This is a genomic window from Arthrobacter sp. Edens01 (assembly GCF_001307035.1).
Classification (GTDB): Bacteria; Actinomycetota; Actinomycetes; order Actinomycetales; family Micrococcaceae; genus Arthrobacter_B.
The window spans coordinates 284,443-300,087 of the sequence record NZ_LKIU01000006.1 but is presented as its reverse complement, the minus strand read 5'-3'; the positions used below and the strand labels follow the sequence as shown (position 1 = coordinate 300,087).

Here is a 15,645-nt window from a genome sequence, read left to right as displayed (position 1 = left end):
GTACCGAAGGACCAGGGCCACTGCTATGGCCTCAATTCAATGACTGTTTTACCGATGCGGATCGGAACCCCGGGGTCAACGGGCTGGGCGCGGGTGAGCTGGGAACCGCCAAGGAAAGTGCCGTTCGTGGAACCGAGGTCCTCAATAAACCAGCGGCTTCCCTGAGGGAAGAGCCGTGCGTGCCGGCCGGAGGCGTAGTCGTCCTCGAGGACGAGGGTGGCTTCCTGTGCACGTCCAAGCAGGATGGGGCTGGATGCCAGCTCCAGCGTGGTTCCGCGCAGCGGGCCTTCCGTCACAACCATTTCCCGGGCCTGGACCTTTGCAGGCGGCGCAGCAACACGTTCAAGTTCCGGGTTTTTCCGCACCTGCCTGGCTGTGGGAGTACCGGTGCGGTTGCGCGCACCGAGGACAAGGTCCCGCCGGATAGCCCCTACTACTCCGAGCACCATGACCCAAAGCAGGATGAGGAAACCGTAACGGAGCAGGGTCAGCGTCAGTGAACCGTCCATCAGCGCCCCCCGGAACGAACTGGAAGCAGACGGAACACAATGCGCGTCCTGCCCATGGCAATTGTGGAGCCGTCAGTAAGGATGGTTTCCCCCTGGACTTTCTGGCCGTTGACGTAGCTGCCGTTGGTTGAACCAAGGTCGATGGCACGGACGGTTCCACCGTCGGTACGGATTTCCAGATGGCGGCGGGAAACACCCGTGTCGTCCACCAGGATGTCCGCTTCGGAGGAGCGGCCAAGCACAACTGAGGACGCGTTCAGCGAATAGCGCTGTCCGTCAATGTCCAGCACGGGCTGCATGCGGGTGGGACTCTGGCGCGGTGCAGGCGGCTGAGGGGGCCGTGTCGCCGCGGCATGGGACTTCTCGGTTGCTGAATCAATTTCCAGGGAACCCGGTTTCAGCGATGAATCACGGGTGAAGGAGACCCGGACTGCACCCTGCAGTGTGTAGGACTGGCTGCGTGCGTGCTTGATGACAACGTCGCACAGTTCTTCCGCAAGAGGGGCGCCCCATTCCTGGGCGCGGGCGAAATCGTCGTCGGAAAGGCGTGCGGTGAAGACATTCGGGGCCAGGGTGCGGCCCTGCCCCAGCGTCATGGACTTCTCATCCAGTTCGCGGCGGAGCGCTATTGCCAGTTCGAGGGGTTCGACACGGCCGGAAGATCCGCTGGAAAAGGCACCGCGGACCATTCGTTCAATGCCGCGTTCAACGTTGTCGAGTAGGCCCATCTCCGCCTCCTTCCCTGTTCCTAGAACTTCCCTGGCTTGCCTTGAGTCCGCGCGGTGCCAGCGGGCGGCCAGCAGGCCGATCAGGGGGCAGGGCGCGGGTTATCCATTCCGATACTACTGGGGTCCGCTCGCAATTGTCTTAACACCCTAACGGTGTCCCCTTACCAATCTGTGCGCCCCGTTTCTGCAGGCGAAGCGTTCCGGAGCCGCCCGGGGGACCCGGATTCCCCGCCTGTTGGCAAGGGAGAACACCCCTCGGCGGACCTGCGGGTCCGCCGTTTCAGGAGCCTCACAGAGCCCGTTTAGGTGTTTCGGGGAAATGCCGGTATGCTTGATTCTGCTGTTCCCGAGGAATCGGGATGTGAATCTCACATCAAGGTGTGAGCAAATGAGCGTCCGAGGCTGAGGGAAATCACTTTGCGCGAGTGGCGGAACGGCAGACGCGCTGGCTTCAGGTGCCAGTGTCCGAAAGGGCGTGGGGGTTCAAATCCCCCCTCGCGCACACTATAGAGAATCACCCCGGCGGTTAGCCGGGGTGATTTTTTTTATGCCGGTCAAGGACCGGTGCCGCGCCGGCACCCAAACGGGTGCAGCGCGGCAGCAGTGTCAGCTGCGGGACTTCTTGGCGTTTTCCTGCTTGACCCGCTGGTTCTCGGCACGGACAGCAGCGAAGCTGGCCCGTTCAGCCACCAGCCACTCCGGCGGAGAAGCCAGCAGTTCGTTGATCTGTGCGGTGGTCAGCGCCTCGGTGATACCGCCGCGGGAGAGACCGCCAATTGAGATGTTCAGTTTCTGGGCCACCACCGGCCGCGGGTGGGGGCCGTTGCGGCGAAGCTCGGAGAGCCATTCAGGCGGCGTGGACTGCATCTCGTCCAGCTGGGCACGGGTAACCGGGTTGTCCTGGAACTCCTGGGGAGCCGCAGGAAGGTAGATGCCCAGCTTCTTGGCAGCCGTTGCAGGCTTCATGGACTGGGAAGATTTTTCGGGGGTCATAGTTCAAGGGTATCCGCAGCCCCCGCAAGGTGTGGTGGGCTAGTGTGAACAGGTGTCCTCCGAGTCCCCGCAGCCGGCCCATTCCGCAGTTCCTCCGCTGAGGATTTCCTACGTCCCCGGCGTCACGCCGGGTAAGTGGGTGTCCCGCTGGACTGAGCGCCGCGGCAGGGAGGTCCAAGCCGTTCAGGCTGAGCAGGAACAAGCGCTTGAGGAGCTGCGAAACGGTTCCGCGGACCTGGTTTTCATCCGTATTCCCGAGGACGGCTATGAGCGTCCGGGGGACCTGCACGCGATCCCGCTGTACCGGGAACAGCCTGTTGTCGCCGCGCCCAAGGACCATCCCCTGGCGGCTTTCGAAGAGGTTGAATTCGCCGATCTCGCGGGCGAAAACCTTATGGATGCCGCGGAACTTGGGACCCCGGCAACGGCACTGGAAGTCGTTGCATCCGGGGCAGGGCTGTTCATCCTGCCGATGTCCGTGGCCCGGGCCCATTCACGCCGGGATGTCCTGACCCGCCCGGTGCACGGCGTGGAGGGGACCAGGATTGCGGTGGCGTGGCTCCAGGACACCACAGACCCCGACGTGGAAGAGTTCATCGGCATAGTCCGCGGGCGTACAGCCAACAGCTCCCGGCAGCCCTCCGCGAAGGGCGAACCGGCCAGGAAAACACGCGGCACTCCGGTATCCGGAGACCGGGAAGGTTCAAAGCCTTCGGGAGGCAGGAAAAGCGGAAAGCCGGTGAGGGGCAAAGCTCCGCACAGCAAGCCCGGCAAACCGGGCGGTAAGCCCGCCCGCCGCCGTCCCGGCAAAGGCCGTGGCTAGAACTCCTGGCGGTACTAGGTCAGCCAGTCCCGGAGGGCATTAAAACTGCCTTCGATCACCCCGTACACGGCGTAGACCGACACGGGGACCATGATTGCCCACTCCCGCCAGGAACCGGCACGGCCAATGATGGGCAGTGACAGGCAGCCGCTGGTCTTCCAAAACTTGGCCAGCAGCGGCATGGATGCAATCTTCCGCGGACGCTTTATGCGCAGCGGCCAAAGAATCATGACGCCCTGATGGGTGAGCAGGTCACCGACAATGTGGACTGCAACGCCCAGCCCCACCGCCAGGGGCAGCCAGCCGTTATTTTCCGGCGCATAGAGCGCAATAAACACCGAGAGCAGGATGGCCAGCAGCCAGCTGCGGCCCGCCCCGCCGGCAATCTTGAGTGCTTTCAGCGCGAACCCCATGAGCAGCACGGATAGTAGTCCCGCACCAACCTCAACGGTCCCAAAGCCCGGGACCTCGGCGGTAAGTTCTCCCAGTGCACCCGCTACTGCAACGAACACCGCAAGTCCAAGCAGGGAGTGTGTACCGCGCCGGTGCCCTCCGCTGATCTGTTCAGTGATTTTGGCCAGGATCCGGGTCAGCGGGGGAAGGGAATGGGCAATGGTCCCGCTGTGGTGGTCCAGATCCGGAAGAAGGGCTGCTCCGGCCGTGAGCAGGGCACCGCTTACGACGCCGAGAGGACTCACCGGGTAGATGCCCAGTGCATAGGGGGCAGTTGAGGCTACGGCTACCCATGCCGCTGCGCCGCTCGCGGCGTGATGGCCACCCATCATGGTGTGTTGCTTTCCTTCCGGGCAGTCCAAATAATCCGGTTGCCCGGTATGCATCCATTCTCCCAGCTGCCTCTGACATCAGCGTGCGGAGGTTCCCGGAGCTAGGGGTCCGTTAGGAGGTCCTGCATGATCCGGGCGGAGATTTGCGCCGGGGCGCCCAGGGAATCGACGGTCAGCCCGTCTTCGTCCCGGGCCAGCGGTTCCAGGTCTGCGAGCTGGGAGGGGAGAAGGGAGAGGGGCATGAAGTGGCCCCGGCGGGAAGCCATTCGTTCGGCGAGTACATCCGGTGCCCCGTCCAAATGTACGAACTGCACCCGGCCTTCTGCGCCGGAAAGCAAATCCCGGTAGCTTCGCTTGAGTGCAGAGCAGGCGATGACCGTGGACCGGCCGTTGAGTGCCTGCGTGGTCATCCAGCTGCGGATCGCCTCGAGCCAGGGCCACCGGTCATCGTCGCAGAGCGGGGTTCCTGCGGTCATCCGCTCAATATTGGCCGTAGGATGAAATTTCTCAGCTTCGGCAGCTATCCAGCCAAGGTGTTCTGAAAGGGTAGTGGCGACGGTGGTTTTGCCGGATCCGGCAGCGCCCATAATAACTAGGTGGCGGGGCACATGGCTCACGTACTGCTCCTCTTGACGCCGTTGTCTGACGAAGGAGTGCTGGCACTTCGCCGGAGAATAAAGGTATCACCATAGGCTGGCTGTGGTTCGGGCTGCGGACTACGCTTGATGCAGCGGTGATGCCCCCGACGGAACGTAAAGGACGCCTTGCAGGACCATACAGTCATTGAGCAGGACCGCCCTGCCGCAGAAGTGATGAACAGCCGGATCATCGAAGTCCTGGGCCGGGAGATTGCCACCGGGACGTGCGGGCCTGGAACCCGGCTGACCCTGGACGGTCTCCAGGAGCGGTTCGCAGTCTCACGCACGGTTGTGAGGGACTGCATGCAAATCCTGGAAGCCATGAACCTTGTGTACTCAAAACGCCGCATCGGCATTGTGGTCCAGGACCCCGTCTACTGGAACGTCTACGATCCGAGGATTATCCGCTGGCGGCTGTCCGGCCCGGGCCGGAAAACCCAGTTCAGGTCCCTCACTGAGCTCAGAATCGCCGTCGAGCCCCTGGCTGCTGCCGGGGCTGCCCGGAAGGCTACGCCGGAGCAGCGGGAGTCTCTGGTGGACCTTGCCCGTCAAATGAGGGAGAGCGCCGCCGATTCGGAGGCTTTCCTGGCCGCCGACATCGCCTTCCATACCCTGCTGCTGCAGGCCAGCGGGAACGAAATGTTTACGGCACTTAGCGAGGTAGTTGCCGAGGTGCTTTCCGGCAGGACCCGGGAGAACCTGATGCCGGCCAGGCCCAGGCCTGAGGCACTGGATGGACACGAGGCTGTTGCTGCGGCTGTGGCGGACAGGGATTCGGCCGGGGCCCGGGCCCGGATGGCAGGCCTCCTGGTGGAGGTTGAAGAAGCCATCCTGGGCCAGGAGTAACCGCTTAGGTCGTGGCTGCCGTTTCGGCGCCTTCCGGGGTGACCACCTTGGCGGTTGGCTGCAGGTTCTCTGCATCCACCATCCAGGCGTACTGTTCCAGCTTGCCGATGAATCCGTGCAGGATGTCCGCCGTGGTCGGGTCTTCCTCATCCACCTGATCGTGGACGTCGCGCATGGTCTGTACAGTCCCGCGCAGCAGTGAGACCACCAGGGTCACCGTGTCCTTTGTGTCCACGAGTCCGGCCGGGAACGGGGGCAGGGAGGTGCCCTCCGCTACGGCTGTGCTGCGTCCGTCCGGAACAGCCTCCAGGGCGCGCATGCGTTCGGCCAGCTCGTCGGCGAAGAGCCGTGCATCATCAATGATCTCGTCAAGCTGAAGGTGCAGATCCCGGAAGTTCTTCCCCACCACGTTCCAGTGCGCCTGCTTGCCCTGAAGGTGGAGTTCGATCAGATCGACCAGCACGGCCTGCAGGTTGGTGGTGAGTTGCTGTGATGCCTTCATTGTTCCTCCTGTGTTGACGAACCAAGACTGCGAGAACCGTTGGATGACCGGCTAAGGACCGCCGCGGGAACTCGGATATAAGTAAGCTTACCTTCAGCTTGTGATCTGTTGTCCACTTCGTTACCGTGGGAGGGCCAAGGGGACTAAGCCCCCTTACTAACGGAGGTTCGTTCCGTCAGGAACAGCGCAATCCGCGACCGAAGGGACAGTATGAGCACCGTAGAAGAATCAATTGACGTTGCAGTACCCGTCACCACTGCCTACAACCAGTGGACGCAGTTCGAGTCCTTCCCCCACTTCATGAAGGGCGTCGAGTCGGTAACGCAGACTTCCGACACCGAGTCACGCTGGGTCACCAAGATTGGGGGCGTTGAGCGCACCTTCGACACCAAGGTCACCGAGCAGCACCCGGACGAGCGGGTTGCCTGGAAGAGCACCGACGGCAAATCCCAGGCAGGAGTCGTTACGTTCCACCGTCTCAGCGACACCGAGACACGCGTGACCGTACAGATCGACTGGGATCCGGAGACATTTGCTGAAAAGGTCGGTGCCGTAGTCGGTGCTGACGATCACCGTGTGAAGGGCGACCTTAAGCGGTTCAAGGAATTCATTGAGTCAAGGGGTTCTGAGACTGGATCCTGGCGCGGCAACGTGGACGCTGCCCCAACAGCAGCCACCGGCGGCCCTGGACTGAAGGCTGCCCCAACAGCCGATCCCTCACTTGATGATCCCGAGTCGGGCGGGCCGCGGGCAGCCGTTTAGGGCCCTTCCTTCCGACCAGGACACAAAGCCCGGTGCCCCTCCCCGAAACGGGAGGGACACCGGGCTTTGTGTTGGCGGCGGGTTAAGCCGGATCCAGACCCTTCACTGCGGGCCCCTCCAGCACTTCGCCGTCAGCGCTGAAACGTGAACCGTGCAGCGGGCAGTCCCAGGACGCTTCGGCGTCGTTCCAGGACAGGACGCCGTGGAGGTGGGGGCAGATTGCCGAACGCCGTGTGGTCACCCCGTTAACGGTACAGACGGCAACCGGCGACCCGCTTTCCCGGACCACCACTCCGAGTCCCTCCGGCGGATCCGCTTCTGTGGTTCGGGCAATTCCCTGCGCCCAGCCGCTGATCATCTGCAGTCCAACTTCTGCGTTGTTCTGCACTGTGGTCACCGCATCGGGAACGCTGACCCTGGTCTTGTACAGGTCCTTCCCCGGATCAGGTTCACCCAGGATCCTGGCGGCCAGGGTAATTGCGGCAGCGACGCCGTTGGTCATTCCCCACTTGTTGAAACCGGTAGCGGCGTAGATGTTCTTCCCCAGCACCGGCAGTTCACCCACGTAGGGGACGGCCGATGCCGGCTGGTAATCCTGGGCCGACCAGTCATACCGGGCGGCGTCCACCGCGAAGTGTTCCCGGGTCCACTCATGCAGGCCGTTAACCTTGTCCCGAGTGTGCGGTTCCCGTCCCACGGGGTGGCCGTTGCCGCCTGCCAGGAGGTATTTGGTGCCCCCTGCCGTCACTGTCCGCAGCGACCGGGACGGCGAATCGACCGAGAGGTACATTCCTTCCGGAACGTCGCCTGTGACCGGAAACGCTGATGCGTAGGAGCGCTGGGGCTTCACGACGGCGAAGTATCCGCCGCGGTCCAGGATGGGAATGCCCGTGGCCAGTACAACCTGTGCCGCAAGGACGTCACCCGGACGGGTAACAACCCGCACACCGGCGTCTGTATGGTGCACCTCAGTCACCCGGACCCCTTCAACAAGTGTTCCGGAAAGCGATTTCAGCTCGGATGCCAGGGCAGCAAGGGCTTCCAGCGGGTGGAACTGGGCCTGTCCCGGCAGCCTGAGCGCAGCCTGAACCGGGAAAGGCAGTTCCGTCTCGGTTGTGCTCTCCACGGGAAGCCCCGCTGCGCGGCAGGCATCCCGTTCCTGTGCCACTGCGGCCGCACCCTGCTCGGTCGCGGCGTAAGTCCAGGCATCCCGGATCTCGTAGCCCACCCCGGAGGCGTCACAGAAGCCCAGGAGCCATTCCTGTCCGCGGCGGTTGGCTGCGACGTACGCGGCCGCCGTCCCGGTGTCGTGGTGCCGGGCAACTTCGGAAACCACGCTGCCCTGCAGCAGGCTGATCTTGGCCGTGGTGTTTCCTGTGGTGACCGCACCGGTCCGCCGCGCTTCAAGCACCGCTACCCGCTGTCCGCGGCGTGCGAGCATGACGGCGGTCGTGAGGCCCGTAAGGCCGGCACCCACAACGACGGTGTCATAGACCGTCCCGGGAGCGAAGGGGTCTGCTGGGATGGCGGGTGAGGTGTCTAGCCAAAGCGATTCCATGTTTGTCCTTCCGCGGAGCCGGCCTTCAGCCCACAGGCTGGAGTGGCGGACGTCAAGGGCTTTTACGTCTTGGGAGTCCCCGGCCGCTGGTTGATAAGCATGCTTCCCATGTTGGGATGACTGTGCCACAGTTTAACCGTAGGTTTAAGGCCTCCGTATGGCCGGAGTCCGTGATTCTCCCCGGAGATAAGGAGTTGGCCATGTCATATGCAAGCAGCAGCCGAGGACTTTCCTCTCACCGGACCAGCGCCCAAATAGCCGCACTGGTTTTCGGCATTATCTTCCTGGCTATTGGCGTCCTCGGGTTCATACCGGGCATTACCACCAATTACGAAGCTCTTCTCTTCGCCGGCTACACGTCTGAGGCCACGCTCTTGGGCCTCTTCCAGGTCTCCATCCTGCACAACGCAGTCCATATGCTGCTGGGATTTGCAGGGTTGTGGATGGCCAGGACAAACTCGTCAGCCCGCACATATCTGCTGGGTGTTGGCGTTCTGTATGCACTCCTGTTCATCTACGGCCTGATTGTTCCCCTGAATGGAGCAGGCAACTTTGTGCCATTCAACTGGGCTGACAACTGGCTGCATCTGATCCTTGCAGTCGCGATGATCGTTCTTGGACTCGTCCTTGGCAAGGACCGTTCAACGGATTCCAGCCGCGGCCCGAGCCGGGGATCACCCGGGGAGGGGAGCATCCCCAACTAGAACTGGCTGCATCCAAAGGCACGGCCCCGCCCGGGGCCGTGCCTTTGCCGTGTCCGGCACGGAAGAAACAGTTGCCCGCAATTCACTGCCGGGGCTGCCGAGGCTGTAATTTAGGAAGCATCCTTAGGAAGGAGGTGCGGCCAGTGTCGTTCCGCCGAGACCAACTGACCTCTTTGGCTTCGCCCGTCCCGAAGCCTTCCGGTGCTGCATCGTGAACCGCCCGGTACTGCTGGCTTCCGGCACCGGCCCTTATCCGCACAGGGATGCCCTGTCAGACCTCATGGCCATGGCCGCGGACACGAATGGCTCGGCAGTCACGTCGCTGCTGCTGCTGAAACCGGCAGCCGACGCCGCTGAACTGCCCGGGTCCGGAAGGACCCTGGGGCTGTTGGAGCTGCTCGCTACCCTTGGAGCCGCTGACCTTACTGCCGCACGCGTAGTAGAGCCCCACCTCGATGCCCGTGCAATTCTGGCCCAGGCCGGCGAGCTGCCGGCGGGTCACGCAGGTCCACCCGGCGGAATCGATTTCGCCTCCGGAACGTGGGGCGTATACGCCGCGGAGGCACCCGGACAGGAGCTGCGCGCAGAGGAGCACGACGGCGCCTGGCAGCTGTCCGGGCGGAAGCCGTGGTGTTCGCTGGCGGACCAGCTTGACTATGCCGTTGTCACGGCCCACACAACGCCCGGGAACCGGCGCGCGTTCGCCGTGGACCTTCGTCATCCGGGAATCGAACTGAGCGGCGGAACATGGGTCAGCCGTGGACTGGCGGCCGTGGACAGCTCGGCCGTGGGTTTTCGTGAAGTACCCGCTTTTCCGTTGGGCGCGGACAACTGGTATTTGCAGCGGGACGGCTTCGCATGGGGCGGAATCGGCGTTGCGGCGTGCTGGTTTGGCGGTGCAGTTGCCCTTGCCAGGCGTCTCTTTGAGGCGAGCAGGCAACGCACCCCCGACCAGATAGCCCACATGCTTCTTGGCGAAGCCGACCTTTCCCTGCAGGCGGCAGCCAGTGTGCTGGCATCAGCAGCCTCGGACATTGACGATGGACGTGCCGGAGGCGGGAACGGAGCCGTCCTGGCCCAGCGCGTGCGCGGAGTTGTGGCTTCCACCGTCGAGAAAGTACTCGAAGCAGCGGCCCACGGCCTGGGCCCGGGACCGCTTACAAGTGAGGAAGAGCATGCCAGGCGGGTCGCGGACCTGCAGGTATACGTCCGCCAGCACCACGCCGAGCGGGATGCGGCCGCACTGGGGGAGATGCTCCTGGGGCGGGGTGCAATGCCGTGGTGAGTTTTACCCACCGCGACACCACGCAGGACGAGGCAGTATGGCTTGCGGCACTGGAAGGTGTTCCGGCCCTGGACAGTGTTCTGCCGGACAAGCCTGCCCGGCTCGTGTTGCTGGCTGCACACCCCGACGACGAGACCCTGGGTGCAGGGGGCCTGATGGCAGCCCTGGCCGCCGGCGGAACCAGCATTGACGTGATTGTGGCAACCGCTGGAGAAGCATCACATCCGGATTCGGTGACCCACACACCCCGGCAGCTGGCGGAGGTTCGGGAAAGAGAAGTCCGGGAGGCTGTGGCGGTTGTTGCGCCGCAGGCCCGCCTCCACCTCCTGGGCCTGCCCGACGGCGAACTGGCAGCTCACCGGGATGAGCTGCAGGGCGCGCTGCAGGAAATTGCCGGAGACGACACCACCGGCCTTTGGCTGGCCGCACCATGGCGGAACGACGGGCACACCGACCACGACACCGCCGGTGAAACCGCTGCCGGCTTCGCCGCTGCGGCACGTATACCCCTGCTGGAATATCCCATCTGGCTGTGGCACTGGGGAACGCCGGAAGACATCCCCGGGACGCTCCGCGTTGCGGAGCTGGGCCCCTCTGCCGCGGACGCCAAGCGCCGGGCCATGGCAGCACACCACAGCCAGGTGCGCCCTCTTTCGGATCAACCCGGAGATGAAGTCCTGCTCGCCGCCGAGGTACTGGCACATTTCGAGCGTCCGTTCGAGGCTTTCACTGTCACTGTGCCGCTGAGCCCCCGGGAGGTTTTCCAGGAGCTCTATGCCCGTTCTGCCGATCCCTGGAACTTCGAAGGCAGCTTCTACGAACACCGCAAGCGTGCCCTTACGCTTGCCATGCTGCCCAGGGACCGCTTCGCCAGGATCTTTGAACCGGGGTGCTCGATCGGCGTACTCACCGGCGAACTGGCACGCCGGTCGGATTCTGTGGTGGCCATGGACCTCAGCCGCAGGGCACTTGAACTTGCGGCTGAGCGGCTGAACGGGGTCACCGGCGTCGAGCTGGTGGAAGGTAGCATTCCCGCCGACTGGCCGGACGGAGAATTCGACCTGGTGCTGATCTCCGAAATTGGATATTTCCTGGCACCGGGCCAGCTGCAGGCTGCCGTACAGCGGGCCTCCGAAACATTGTCTCCGGACGGTGTCCTGCTGCTCTGCCACTGGCGGCACCCCAATGAGGGCTGGCCTCTGACCGGGGACGACGTTCACAACGCCTTCCGTGAGCACAGCGGTCTGGAGCTCCTTTCCGAGCATGTTGAAGAGGACTTTCGGATCGATGTCCTCGTGCATCCGCCGGCACAGTCGGTGGCCCGCCGTGAGGGCATTCGTTGACCCCTGCCCGCCTTGGCGTCGTCATTCCCGCCCGGGACGAAGAACAGCTTCTTCCGCGCTGCCTTGTGTCCGTGGCGGCTGCTGCCGCGATCGTCGAAGAGACCGGTACGCATGTCAGTGTGGTGCTGGTGCTGGATTCCTGCACTGATGGTTCAACAGCTGCCGCAGCCGGAACGGCCGCAGAACTGGGCCTGGAACTCCATCTGCTTGAAACCTCTGCCGGGAACGTCGGTTCAGCGCGTGCAGAGGGCGTGGCATACGCACTGGAATTGAATGCGGAGTGGATTGCGAACACGGATGCCGACACTGTGGTGCCCGGGAACTGGCTCCGGACCCAGACCGAACTGGCGGAGGCCGGGTACGGACTTGTCCTGGGCACGGTGGTGCCCGACGCCCGTGATCTTCGGTCCGGGCATTTGGCGCTCTGGCAGGACCGGCATGTCCTGGCGGAGGGACACCCTTACATTCACGGGGCCAACCTGGGGTTCTCCGCCCGGGCCTACAGAGCCGGGGGCGGTTTCCTGCCCGGTGTTTCACACGAGGACGTGGAGCTCGTTGAACGGATCAAAGCAGCCGGGCTGTCCTGGGTTGCCACCGACTGGATTCGCGCCGTGACCTCCGGCCGGCGGGACGGGCGCGCCCCGGACGGGTTCTCCAGCTACCTTCAGACGCTGTTGAACTAAGGCTCCGCTGTGGTGTGCGGGCCGCAGGCTGGCTAGCGTTGGGTCATGGACTCCGAGCAGATTCACGAACAGATTCAGCGGCTTGTGGAACAGGAGCAAAAGCTCCGCGACACCGGTCCGTCAGATAACGCAGAGGCCCACGCAGAACAGCTGCGCAGCGTCGCTGAACAGCTGGACCAGTGCTGGGACCTGCTCCGGCAGCGGCGGGCGCGCATGGACGCCGGCGAGGACCCGGATGAAGCCGAAGTTCGGCCCGTCGGAGAAGTCGAGGGATACCGGCAGTAGCGTCCGGCCCTAGCGGGTCAGCGACCGCATGAGAGTTGCTGCACCGAGCGTGCGGCGGAATGGACTCCGGCCGCGGAACGTCTCACCGGCTGCCCACCACATCATCGCCCCCTGGCTGGCCCGGCGCATCAGGTCCTGGTAGCGCGGAGTCAGCGCCATGGCTGAGGCCGCACCAAACCCGGCCCAGGCCAGCAGCGGAAGGTTTGGCGGCAGCACTACCGTCTGCTTGCCCCGACGGTCACGGAAGTAGCTGGTAACACCCATCGTCTACGCGCCTTTCCTGGATTTGCGGCCGGAAGATTTCGCCGCCGGTTTCTTTTCTTCCTTGTCCTTGGCAGGAGCGGATTTCCTGCCCCGGTTTTTCTCGACGCTGCGGCGCAGGGCTTCCATCAGGTCCAGGACCTTGCCGCCTTCCTCCTCGGAATCCTCACCGAAGGTTTCCTGGGTGTCCAGTGCCTCGCCCTTTTCAAGCTTCGCCTCGATCAGGGTGCGAAGCTGTTCCTGGTATTCATCAGTGAACTCCGAGGGATCAAAATCGGAGCTGAAGGAATCAACCAGCGCCGAAGACATCTCCAGCTCCTTGGCGGAAATGCGGACACTCTCCTCCAGGGACGGAAAGGCTGCTTCCCTGACCTCGTCCTCCCAGAGGAGGGTCTGCAGGGTCAGGACGTCTCCGCGGACCCGCAGCGCACCAAGCCGGCTTTTCTGCCGCAGGGAGAACTGCACAATCGCAGTGCGGTCCGTGTCTTCAAGGGTCCGCCGCAGCAGCACATAGGACTTGGTGGACTTGGAGTCCGGCTCCAAATAGTAGGTGCGGTCAAACAGGATCGGGTCCACCTGGTCGCTCGGAACGAACTCCACCACTTCGATCTCGCGGCTCTTCTCCACCGGCAGGGAAGCCAGGTCCTCATCGGTCAGGACAACTGTCTGCTCGCCGTCGTCATATGCCTTGGCGATGTTCTTGTACTCAACTACCTCGCCGCAGATCTCGCAGCGGCGCTGATACCGGATCCGCCCGCCGTCTTTCTCGTGAACCTGATGCAGGCTGACGTCATGGTCTTCCGTAGCGGAATACACCTTGACCGGCACGTTGACCAGCCCAAACGCGATGGCACCTTTCCAGATGGCTCTCATGTACCAAGTGAACACCAAGCAGGCTGTGAATCTCCAGACTTTGGTTTGGGAGGGTGCGGCGGCACGAACGGCCGTCTTTCCCGAGGGCCTTGAGGGCAGCCGGACCTCCTGCCTACCCTGTGAACAATTCTCCGGTGCTCGGGCCGGTTTCAACTGACTATCCCGGGAGCGCCCATGATCCAACAACCAGACCTGGAATCTCTGAAAGGTGCCGTCCGAGGCATCGTGTCCCTGCCCGGAGAAGGCACTTACGCGGAAGACACCGCTGCATTCAACCTTGCCCAGGTTCACCATCCGGACGCCGTGCTGGGTGCCGTCGACGCCGAAGACGTGCGGTCCGCGGTTGTCTGGGCTGCCCACCGCAGTATTCCAGTAGCTGTGCAGGCTACCGGGCACAACGCAGCCGCACCCATGGACGAAGGCCTGCTGGTGAATACCTCCCGTCTCCAGGACCTGCACGTGGATCCCGAATCGGGAACCTTCAGTGTGGGTGCAGGAGTCCGCTGGGACACCGCGCTTAGGGAGCTGGTTTCCCGGGGCCTCACTGCACCCCACGGGTCGAGCACGCGGGTGGGGGTGGTTGGTTACACAGTGGGCGGCGGTCTGCCGCTGATGGGCCGGGCCCTGGGATTCGCCTCGGACCACGTCCGCAGCTTCGACGTGGTTACCCCTGACGGAACACTTCGCTACGTGGATGCAGAAACCGAGCCGCAGCTCTTCACAGCTCTGCGGGGAGGCAAAGGCAACTACGGCATAGTCACGGCGCTGCGGATGGCAGCCGTGCCGCTGGGAGACTTCTACGGCGGACAGCTGGTTTATCCCGAAGAAGCCGCAGGAGATGTCCTGGACGCATTCCGTTCCTGGGCGCCCGGCCTGCCCAACGAAGCTTCGGCATCCCTGGCCTTCATGCACATGCCGGACGTTCCGTTCCTGCCGCCGGAAATCCGCGGAACCGCGCCGGTGATTCTGCGCTTCGGACTCTTTGGCGATGAGGAGTGGGGTGACCAGCTGCTCGGACCCATGCGTTCCCTCCCTGCGGTCAGCGACACGGCCGGACCAATGGATTACCTCGGTGTGGATGCAGTGCACGGCGACCCGGCCGATCCGGCCCCGTCCATGGAACGCGGCATGATCCTGGCGGATCTGGATGAAGATGCCGCGGCGGAACTCCTGCGGCAGATCGGACCCGGGTCGGGGACTCCGGTTGTCATGCTGGAGCTGCGCCTCATGGGCGGCGCACTGGCCCAGGAACCACCTTTCCCTGACACCGTCTCCGGCCGGAGTGCGGCGTTCCACCTTTTCGTCCTGGGGGTTCCCGGCCTGCCCGCACCCGACCAGGTGGAGTCAGCACTGGCGCGGCTCGCCGTCGCGCTTGAACCTTACGCCGCCGGAAGCCTTATCAATTTCCACGGGCCGGCGGGTGATGAACAGGACCGTGCACGTGCCTGGGAACCTGCCGCCTATGAAGTGCTGAAATCGGCCAAGGCGAGCTGGGATCCGCAGAACCTCTTTCGTTTCGGCCATGCCGTACCGCCGGTTGGTTTAATGGACATACCGGCCGGCTAAGGACAGCCGGTCCTCAGACGGACAGGCGGCAAGCAGCTCCAATGGATGGTCAACCCAGGGCTCTTGAAGAACTCACGGTGGGACAGGTTTCCCAGCGGAGCGGCGTAGCTGTCTCCGCCCTGCACTTCTATGAGCGGCAGGGACTGATTCGGAGCCGCCGCACCGGCGGCAACCAGCGCCGCTTTGACCGCTCGGTCCTGCGCCGCGTCGCCGTCATCCGCGCAGCCCAGCGCGCCGGAATTCCGCTTTCGCACATAGCATCCGTCTTCGCCGAACTCCCGGAGGACGGGGTCCCGGACCAGGCGGACTGGCAGCGGCTGAGTGCAGCCTGGCGGAAGGAACTGGATGAGAGGATCGGCCAGCTCGAAGCCCTGCGTGACCGGCTGGGCGGGTGCATTGGCTGCGGCTGTCTGTCCCTTGCTGAGTGCGGGTTTGTGAACCCGGACGATGCCTCCGGCCGGGATTACCGCGGTGCGCGGCTGCTGGAGCCTGACTCCTGAT

Annotated in this window: 18 protein-coding genes, 1 tRNA gene and 1 pseudogene; 11 read left to right on the top strand and 9 right to left on the bottom strand. The window is 63.8% G+C overall.

Translation table 11 applies throughout. The annotated features are described in order from the left end of the window. Positions 1-23: 23 nt before the first annotated feature. Positions 24-509, bottom strand: a complete 486-nt coding sequence (locus tag AO716_RS15950; RefSeq protein WP_055242776.1) for an FHA domain-containing protein — start codon at positions 507-509, stop codon at positions 24-26. Beyond that, on the bottom strand, positions 509-1,237 hold the full coding sequence (locus tag AO716_RS15945) for an FhaA domain-containing protein (protein ID WP_055242774.1): 729 nt from the start codon (positions 1,235-1,237) through the stop codon (positions 509-511). Before AO716_RS15945 ends, AO716_RS15950 begins: the two co-directional genes overlap by 1 nt. A 419-nt stretch (positions 1,238-1,656) precedes the next feature. Here AO716_RS15945 and AO716_RS15940 point away from each other — a divergent pair. After that, a tRNA-Leu gene (locus AO716_RS15940) sits at positions 1,657-1,739 on the top strand. A gap of 104 nt (positions 1,740-1,843) precedes the next feature. On the opposite strand, the gene AO716_RS15935 is transcribed toward AO716_RS15940, so the two are convergent. Beyond that, positions 1,844-2,203 carry a DUF5997 family protein gene (locus tag AO716_RS15935; RefSeq protein WP_200907663.1) on the bottom strand — a complete coding sequence of 120 codons (360 nt, stop codon included), beginning with the start codon at positions 2,201-2,203 and terminating at the stop codon, positions 1,844-1,846. 79 nt (positions 2,204-2,282) lie between these two features. Between AO716_RS15935 and AO716_RS15930 the strand changes: the two genes are divergently transcribed. Then, positions 2,283-3,053: a substrate-binding domain-containing protein gene (locus AO716_RS15930; RefSeq protein ID WP_055242770.1), complete on the top strand. Its 771-nt coding sequence runs from the start codon at positions 2,283-2,285 to the stop codon at positions 3,051-3,053. 14 nt (positions 3,054-3,067) lie between these two features. Here the strand turns inward: AO716_RS15930 and AO716_RS15925 are convergent, their stop codons facing one another. Both AO716_RS15925 and AO716_RS15920 read right to left on the bottom strand, forming a co-directional pair. Then, positions 3,068-3,838, bottom strand: a complete 771-nt coding sequence (locus tag AO716_RS15925; protein ID WP_055242769.1) for a metal-dependent hydrolase — start codon at positions 3,836-3,838, stop codon at positions 3,068-3,070. Between the two features lie 101 nt (positions 3,839-3,939). After that, positions 3,940-4,425: a gluconokinase gene (locus AO716_RS15920; RefSeq protein ID WP_055242767.1), complete on the bottom strand. Its 486-nt coding sequence runs from the start codon at positions 4,423-4,425 to the stop codon at positions 3,940-3,942. A gap of 177 nt (positions 4,426-4,602) precedes the next feature. Here AO716_RS15920 and AO716_RS15915 point away from each other — a divergent pair, with 177 nt between their 5' ends. Beyond that, a complete protein-coding gene (locus AO716_RS15915; RefSeq protein WP_321164378.1) occupies positions 4,603-5,322 on the top strand; it encodes a FadR/GntR family transcriptional regulator in 720 nt (239 codons plus the stop codon). A 4-nt stretch (positions 5,323-5,326) separates the two neighbouring features. On the opposite strand, the gene AO716_RS15910 is transcribed toward AO716_RS15915, so the two are convergent. Continuing rightward, positions 5,327-5,824, bottom strand: coding sequence for a Dps family protein (locus AO716_RS15910; RefSeq protein ID WP_055242766.1), 498 nt, complete (start codon positions 5,822-5,824; stop codon positions 5,327-5,329). 210 nt (positions 5,825-6,034) lie between these two features. Here AO716_RS15910 and AO716_RS15905 point away from each other — a divergent pair. Next, positions 6,035-6,484 (top strand): annotated as a pseudogene (locus AO716_RS15905) (SRPBCC family protein); the annotation flags it as partial. A 184-nt stretch (positions 6,485-6,668) separates the two neighbouring features. Here AO716_RS15905 and AO716_RS15900 read toward each other — a convergent pair. Then, the gene (locus tag AO716_RS15900; protein ID WP_055242763.1) at positions 6,669-8,144 is read right to left on the bottom strand and encodes an FAD-dependent oxidoreductase; all 1,476 of its coding nucleotides are present in this window, start codon (positions 8,142-8,144) and stop codon (positions 6,669-6,671) included. A gap of 200 nt (positions 8,145-8,344) precedes the next feature. Here AO716_RS15900 and AO716_RS15895 point away from each other — a divergent pair, with 200 nt between their 5' ends. From AO716_RS15895 to AO716_RS15875, 5 genes are all read left to right on the top strand, one after another. Continuing rightward, positions 8,345-8,848, top strand: a complete 504-nt coding sequence (locus tag AO716_RS15895; protein ID WP_055242761.1) for a DUF4383 domain-containing protein — start codon at positions 8,345-8,347, stop codon at positions 8,846-8,848. A 211-nt stretch (positions 8,849-9,059) separates the two neighbouring features. Beyond that, positions 9,060-10,133 carry an acyl-CoA dehydrogenase family protein gene (locus AO716_RS15890; protein ID WP_055242759.1) on the top strand — a complete coding sequence of 358 codons (1,074 nt, stop codon included), beginning with the start codon at positions 9,060-9,062 and terminating at the stop codon, positions 10,131-10,133. Next, positions 10,130-11,476 (top strand): PIG-L family deacetylase, encoded by a 1,347-nt coding sequence (locus tag AO716_RS15885; RefSeq protein ID WP_152970018.1) that lies wholly within the window; start codon positions 10,130-10,132, stop codon positions 11,474-11,476. Before AO716_RS15890 ends, AO716_RS15885 begins: the two co-directional genes overlap by 4 nt. Further along, positions 11,473-12,159: a glycosyltransferase gene (locus AO716_RS15880; protein ID WP_055242756.1), complete on the top strand. Its 687-nt coding sequence runs from the start codon at positions 11,473-11,475 to the stop codon at positions 12,157-12,159. Before AO716_RS15885 ends, AO716_RS15880 begins: the two co-directional genes overlap by 4 nt. 45 nt (positions 12,160-12,204) lie before the next feature. Further along, positions 12,205-12,444, top strand: coding sequence for a DUF2630 family protein (locus tag AO716_RS15875; protein WP_055242754.1), 240 nt, complete (start codon positions 12,205-12,207; stop codon positions 12,442-12,444). 9 nt (positions 12,445-12,453) lie between these two features. On the opposite strand, the gene AO716_RS15870 is transcribed toward AO716_RS15875, so the two are convergent. Together AO716_RS15870 and AO716_RS15865 are read right to left on the bottom strand one after the other, a co-directional pair. Continuing rightward, complete coding sequence (locus tag AO716_RS15870) at positions 12,454-12,708, bottom strand: hypothetical protein (RefSeq protein ID WP_055242752.1); 255 nt, start codon at positions 12,706-12,708, stop codon at positions 12,454-12,456. A 3-nt stretch (positions 12,709-12,711) separates the two neighbouring features. Continuing rightward, the gene (locus AO716_RS15865) at positions 12,712-13,578 is read right to left on the bottom strand and encodes a Ku protein (RefSeq protein WP_055242750.1); all 867 of its coding nucleotides are present in this window, start codon (positions 13,576-13,578) and stop codon (positions 12,712-12,714) included. Positions 13,579-13,752: 174 nt separating this feature from the next. Between AO716_RS15865 and AO716_RS15860 the strand changes: the two genes are divergently transcribed. Beyond that, positions 13,753-15,144, top strand: coding sequence for an FAD-binding oxidoreductase (locus AO716_RS15860; protein WP_055242748.1), 1,392 nt, complete (start codon positions 13,753-13,755; stop codon positions 15,142-15,144). A gap of 41 nt (positions 15,145-15,185) precedes the next feature. Then, entirely contained in the window at positions 15,186-15,644 is a 459-nt protein-coding gene (soxR, locus tag AO716_RS15855) for a redox-sensitive transcriptional activator SoxR (RefSeq protein WP_055242747.1), read from the top strand. Position 15,645 lies beyond the last annotated feature (1 nt).

Bases quoted from the DNA above. Each gene is read 5' to 3' on its own strand.
- AO716_RS15950 (WP_055242776.1), bottom strand. From the start codon at position 509: ATGGACGGTTCACTGACGCTGACCCTGCTCCGTTACGGTTTCCTCATC.
- soxR (WP_055242747.1), top strand. From the start codon at position 15,186: ATGGATGGTCAACCCAGGGCTCTTGAAGAACTCACGGTGGGACAGGTT.
- AO716_RS15935 (WP_200907663.1), bottom strand. From the start codon at position 2,203: ATGAAGCCTGCAACGGCTGCCAAGAAGCTGGGCATCTACCTTCCTGCG.
- AO716_RS15895 (WP_055242761.1), top strand. From the start codon at position 8,345: ATGTCATATGCAAGCAGCAGCCGAGGACTTTCCTCTCACCGGACCAGC.
- AO716_RS15910 (WP_055242766.1), bottom strand. From the start codon at position 5,824: ATGAAGGCATCACAGCAACTCACCACCAACCTGCAGGCCGTGCTGGTC.
- AO716_RS15925 (WP_055242769.1), bottom strand. From the start codon at position 3,838: ATGATGGGTGGCCATCACGCCGCGAGCGGCGCAGCGGCATGGGTAGCC.
- AO716_RS15945 (WP_055242774.1), bottom strand. From the start codon at position 1,237: ATGGGCCTACTCGACAACGTTGAACGCGGCATTGAACGAATGGTCCGC.
- AO716_RS15860 (WP_055242748.1), top strand. From the start codon at position 13,753: ATGATCCAACAACCAGACCTGGAATCTCTGAAAGGTGCCGTCCGAGGC.
- AO716_RS15865 (WP_055242750.1), bottom strand. From the start codon at position 13,578: ATGAGAGCCATCTGGAAAGGTGCCATCGCGTTTGGGCTGGTCAACGTG.
- AO716_RS15900 (WP_055242763.1), bottom strand. From the start codon at position 8,144: ATGGAATCGCTTTGGCTAGACACCTCACCCGCCATCCCAGCAGACCCC.
- AO716_RS15870 (WP_055242752.1), bottom strand. From the start codon at position 12,708: ATGGGTGTTACCAGCTACTTCCGTGACCGTCGGGGCAAGCAGACGGTA.
- AO716_RS15875 (WP_055242754.1), top strand. From the start codon at position 12,205: ATGGACTCCGAGCAGATTCACGAACAGATTCAGCGGCTTGTGGAACAG.
- AO716_RS15920 (WP_055242767.1), bottom strand. From the start codon at position 4,425: ATGGGCGCTGCCGGATCCGGCAAAACCACCGTCGCCACTACCCTTTCA.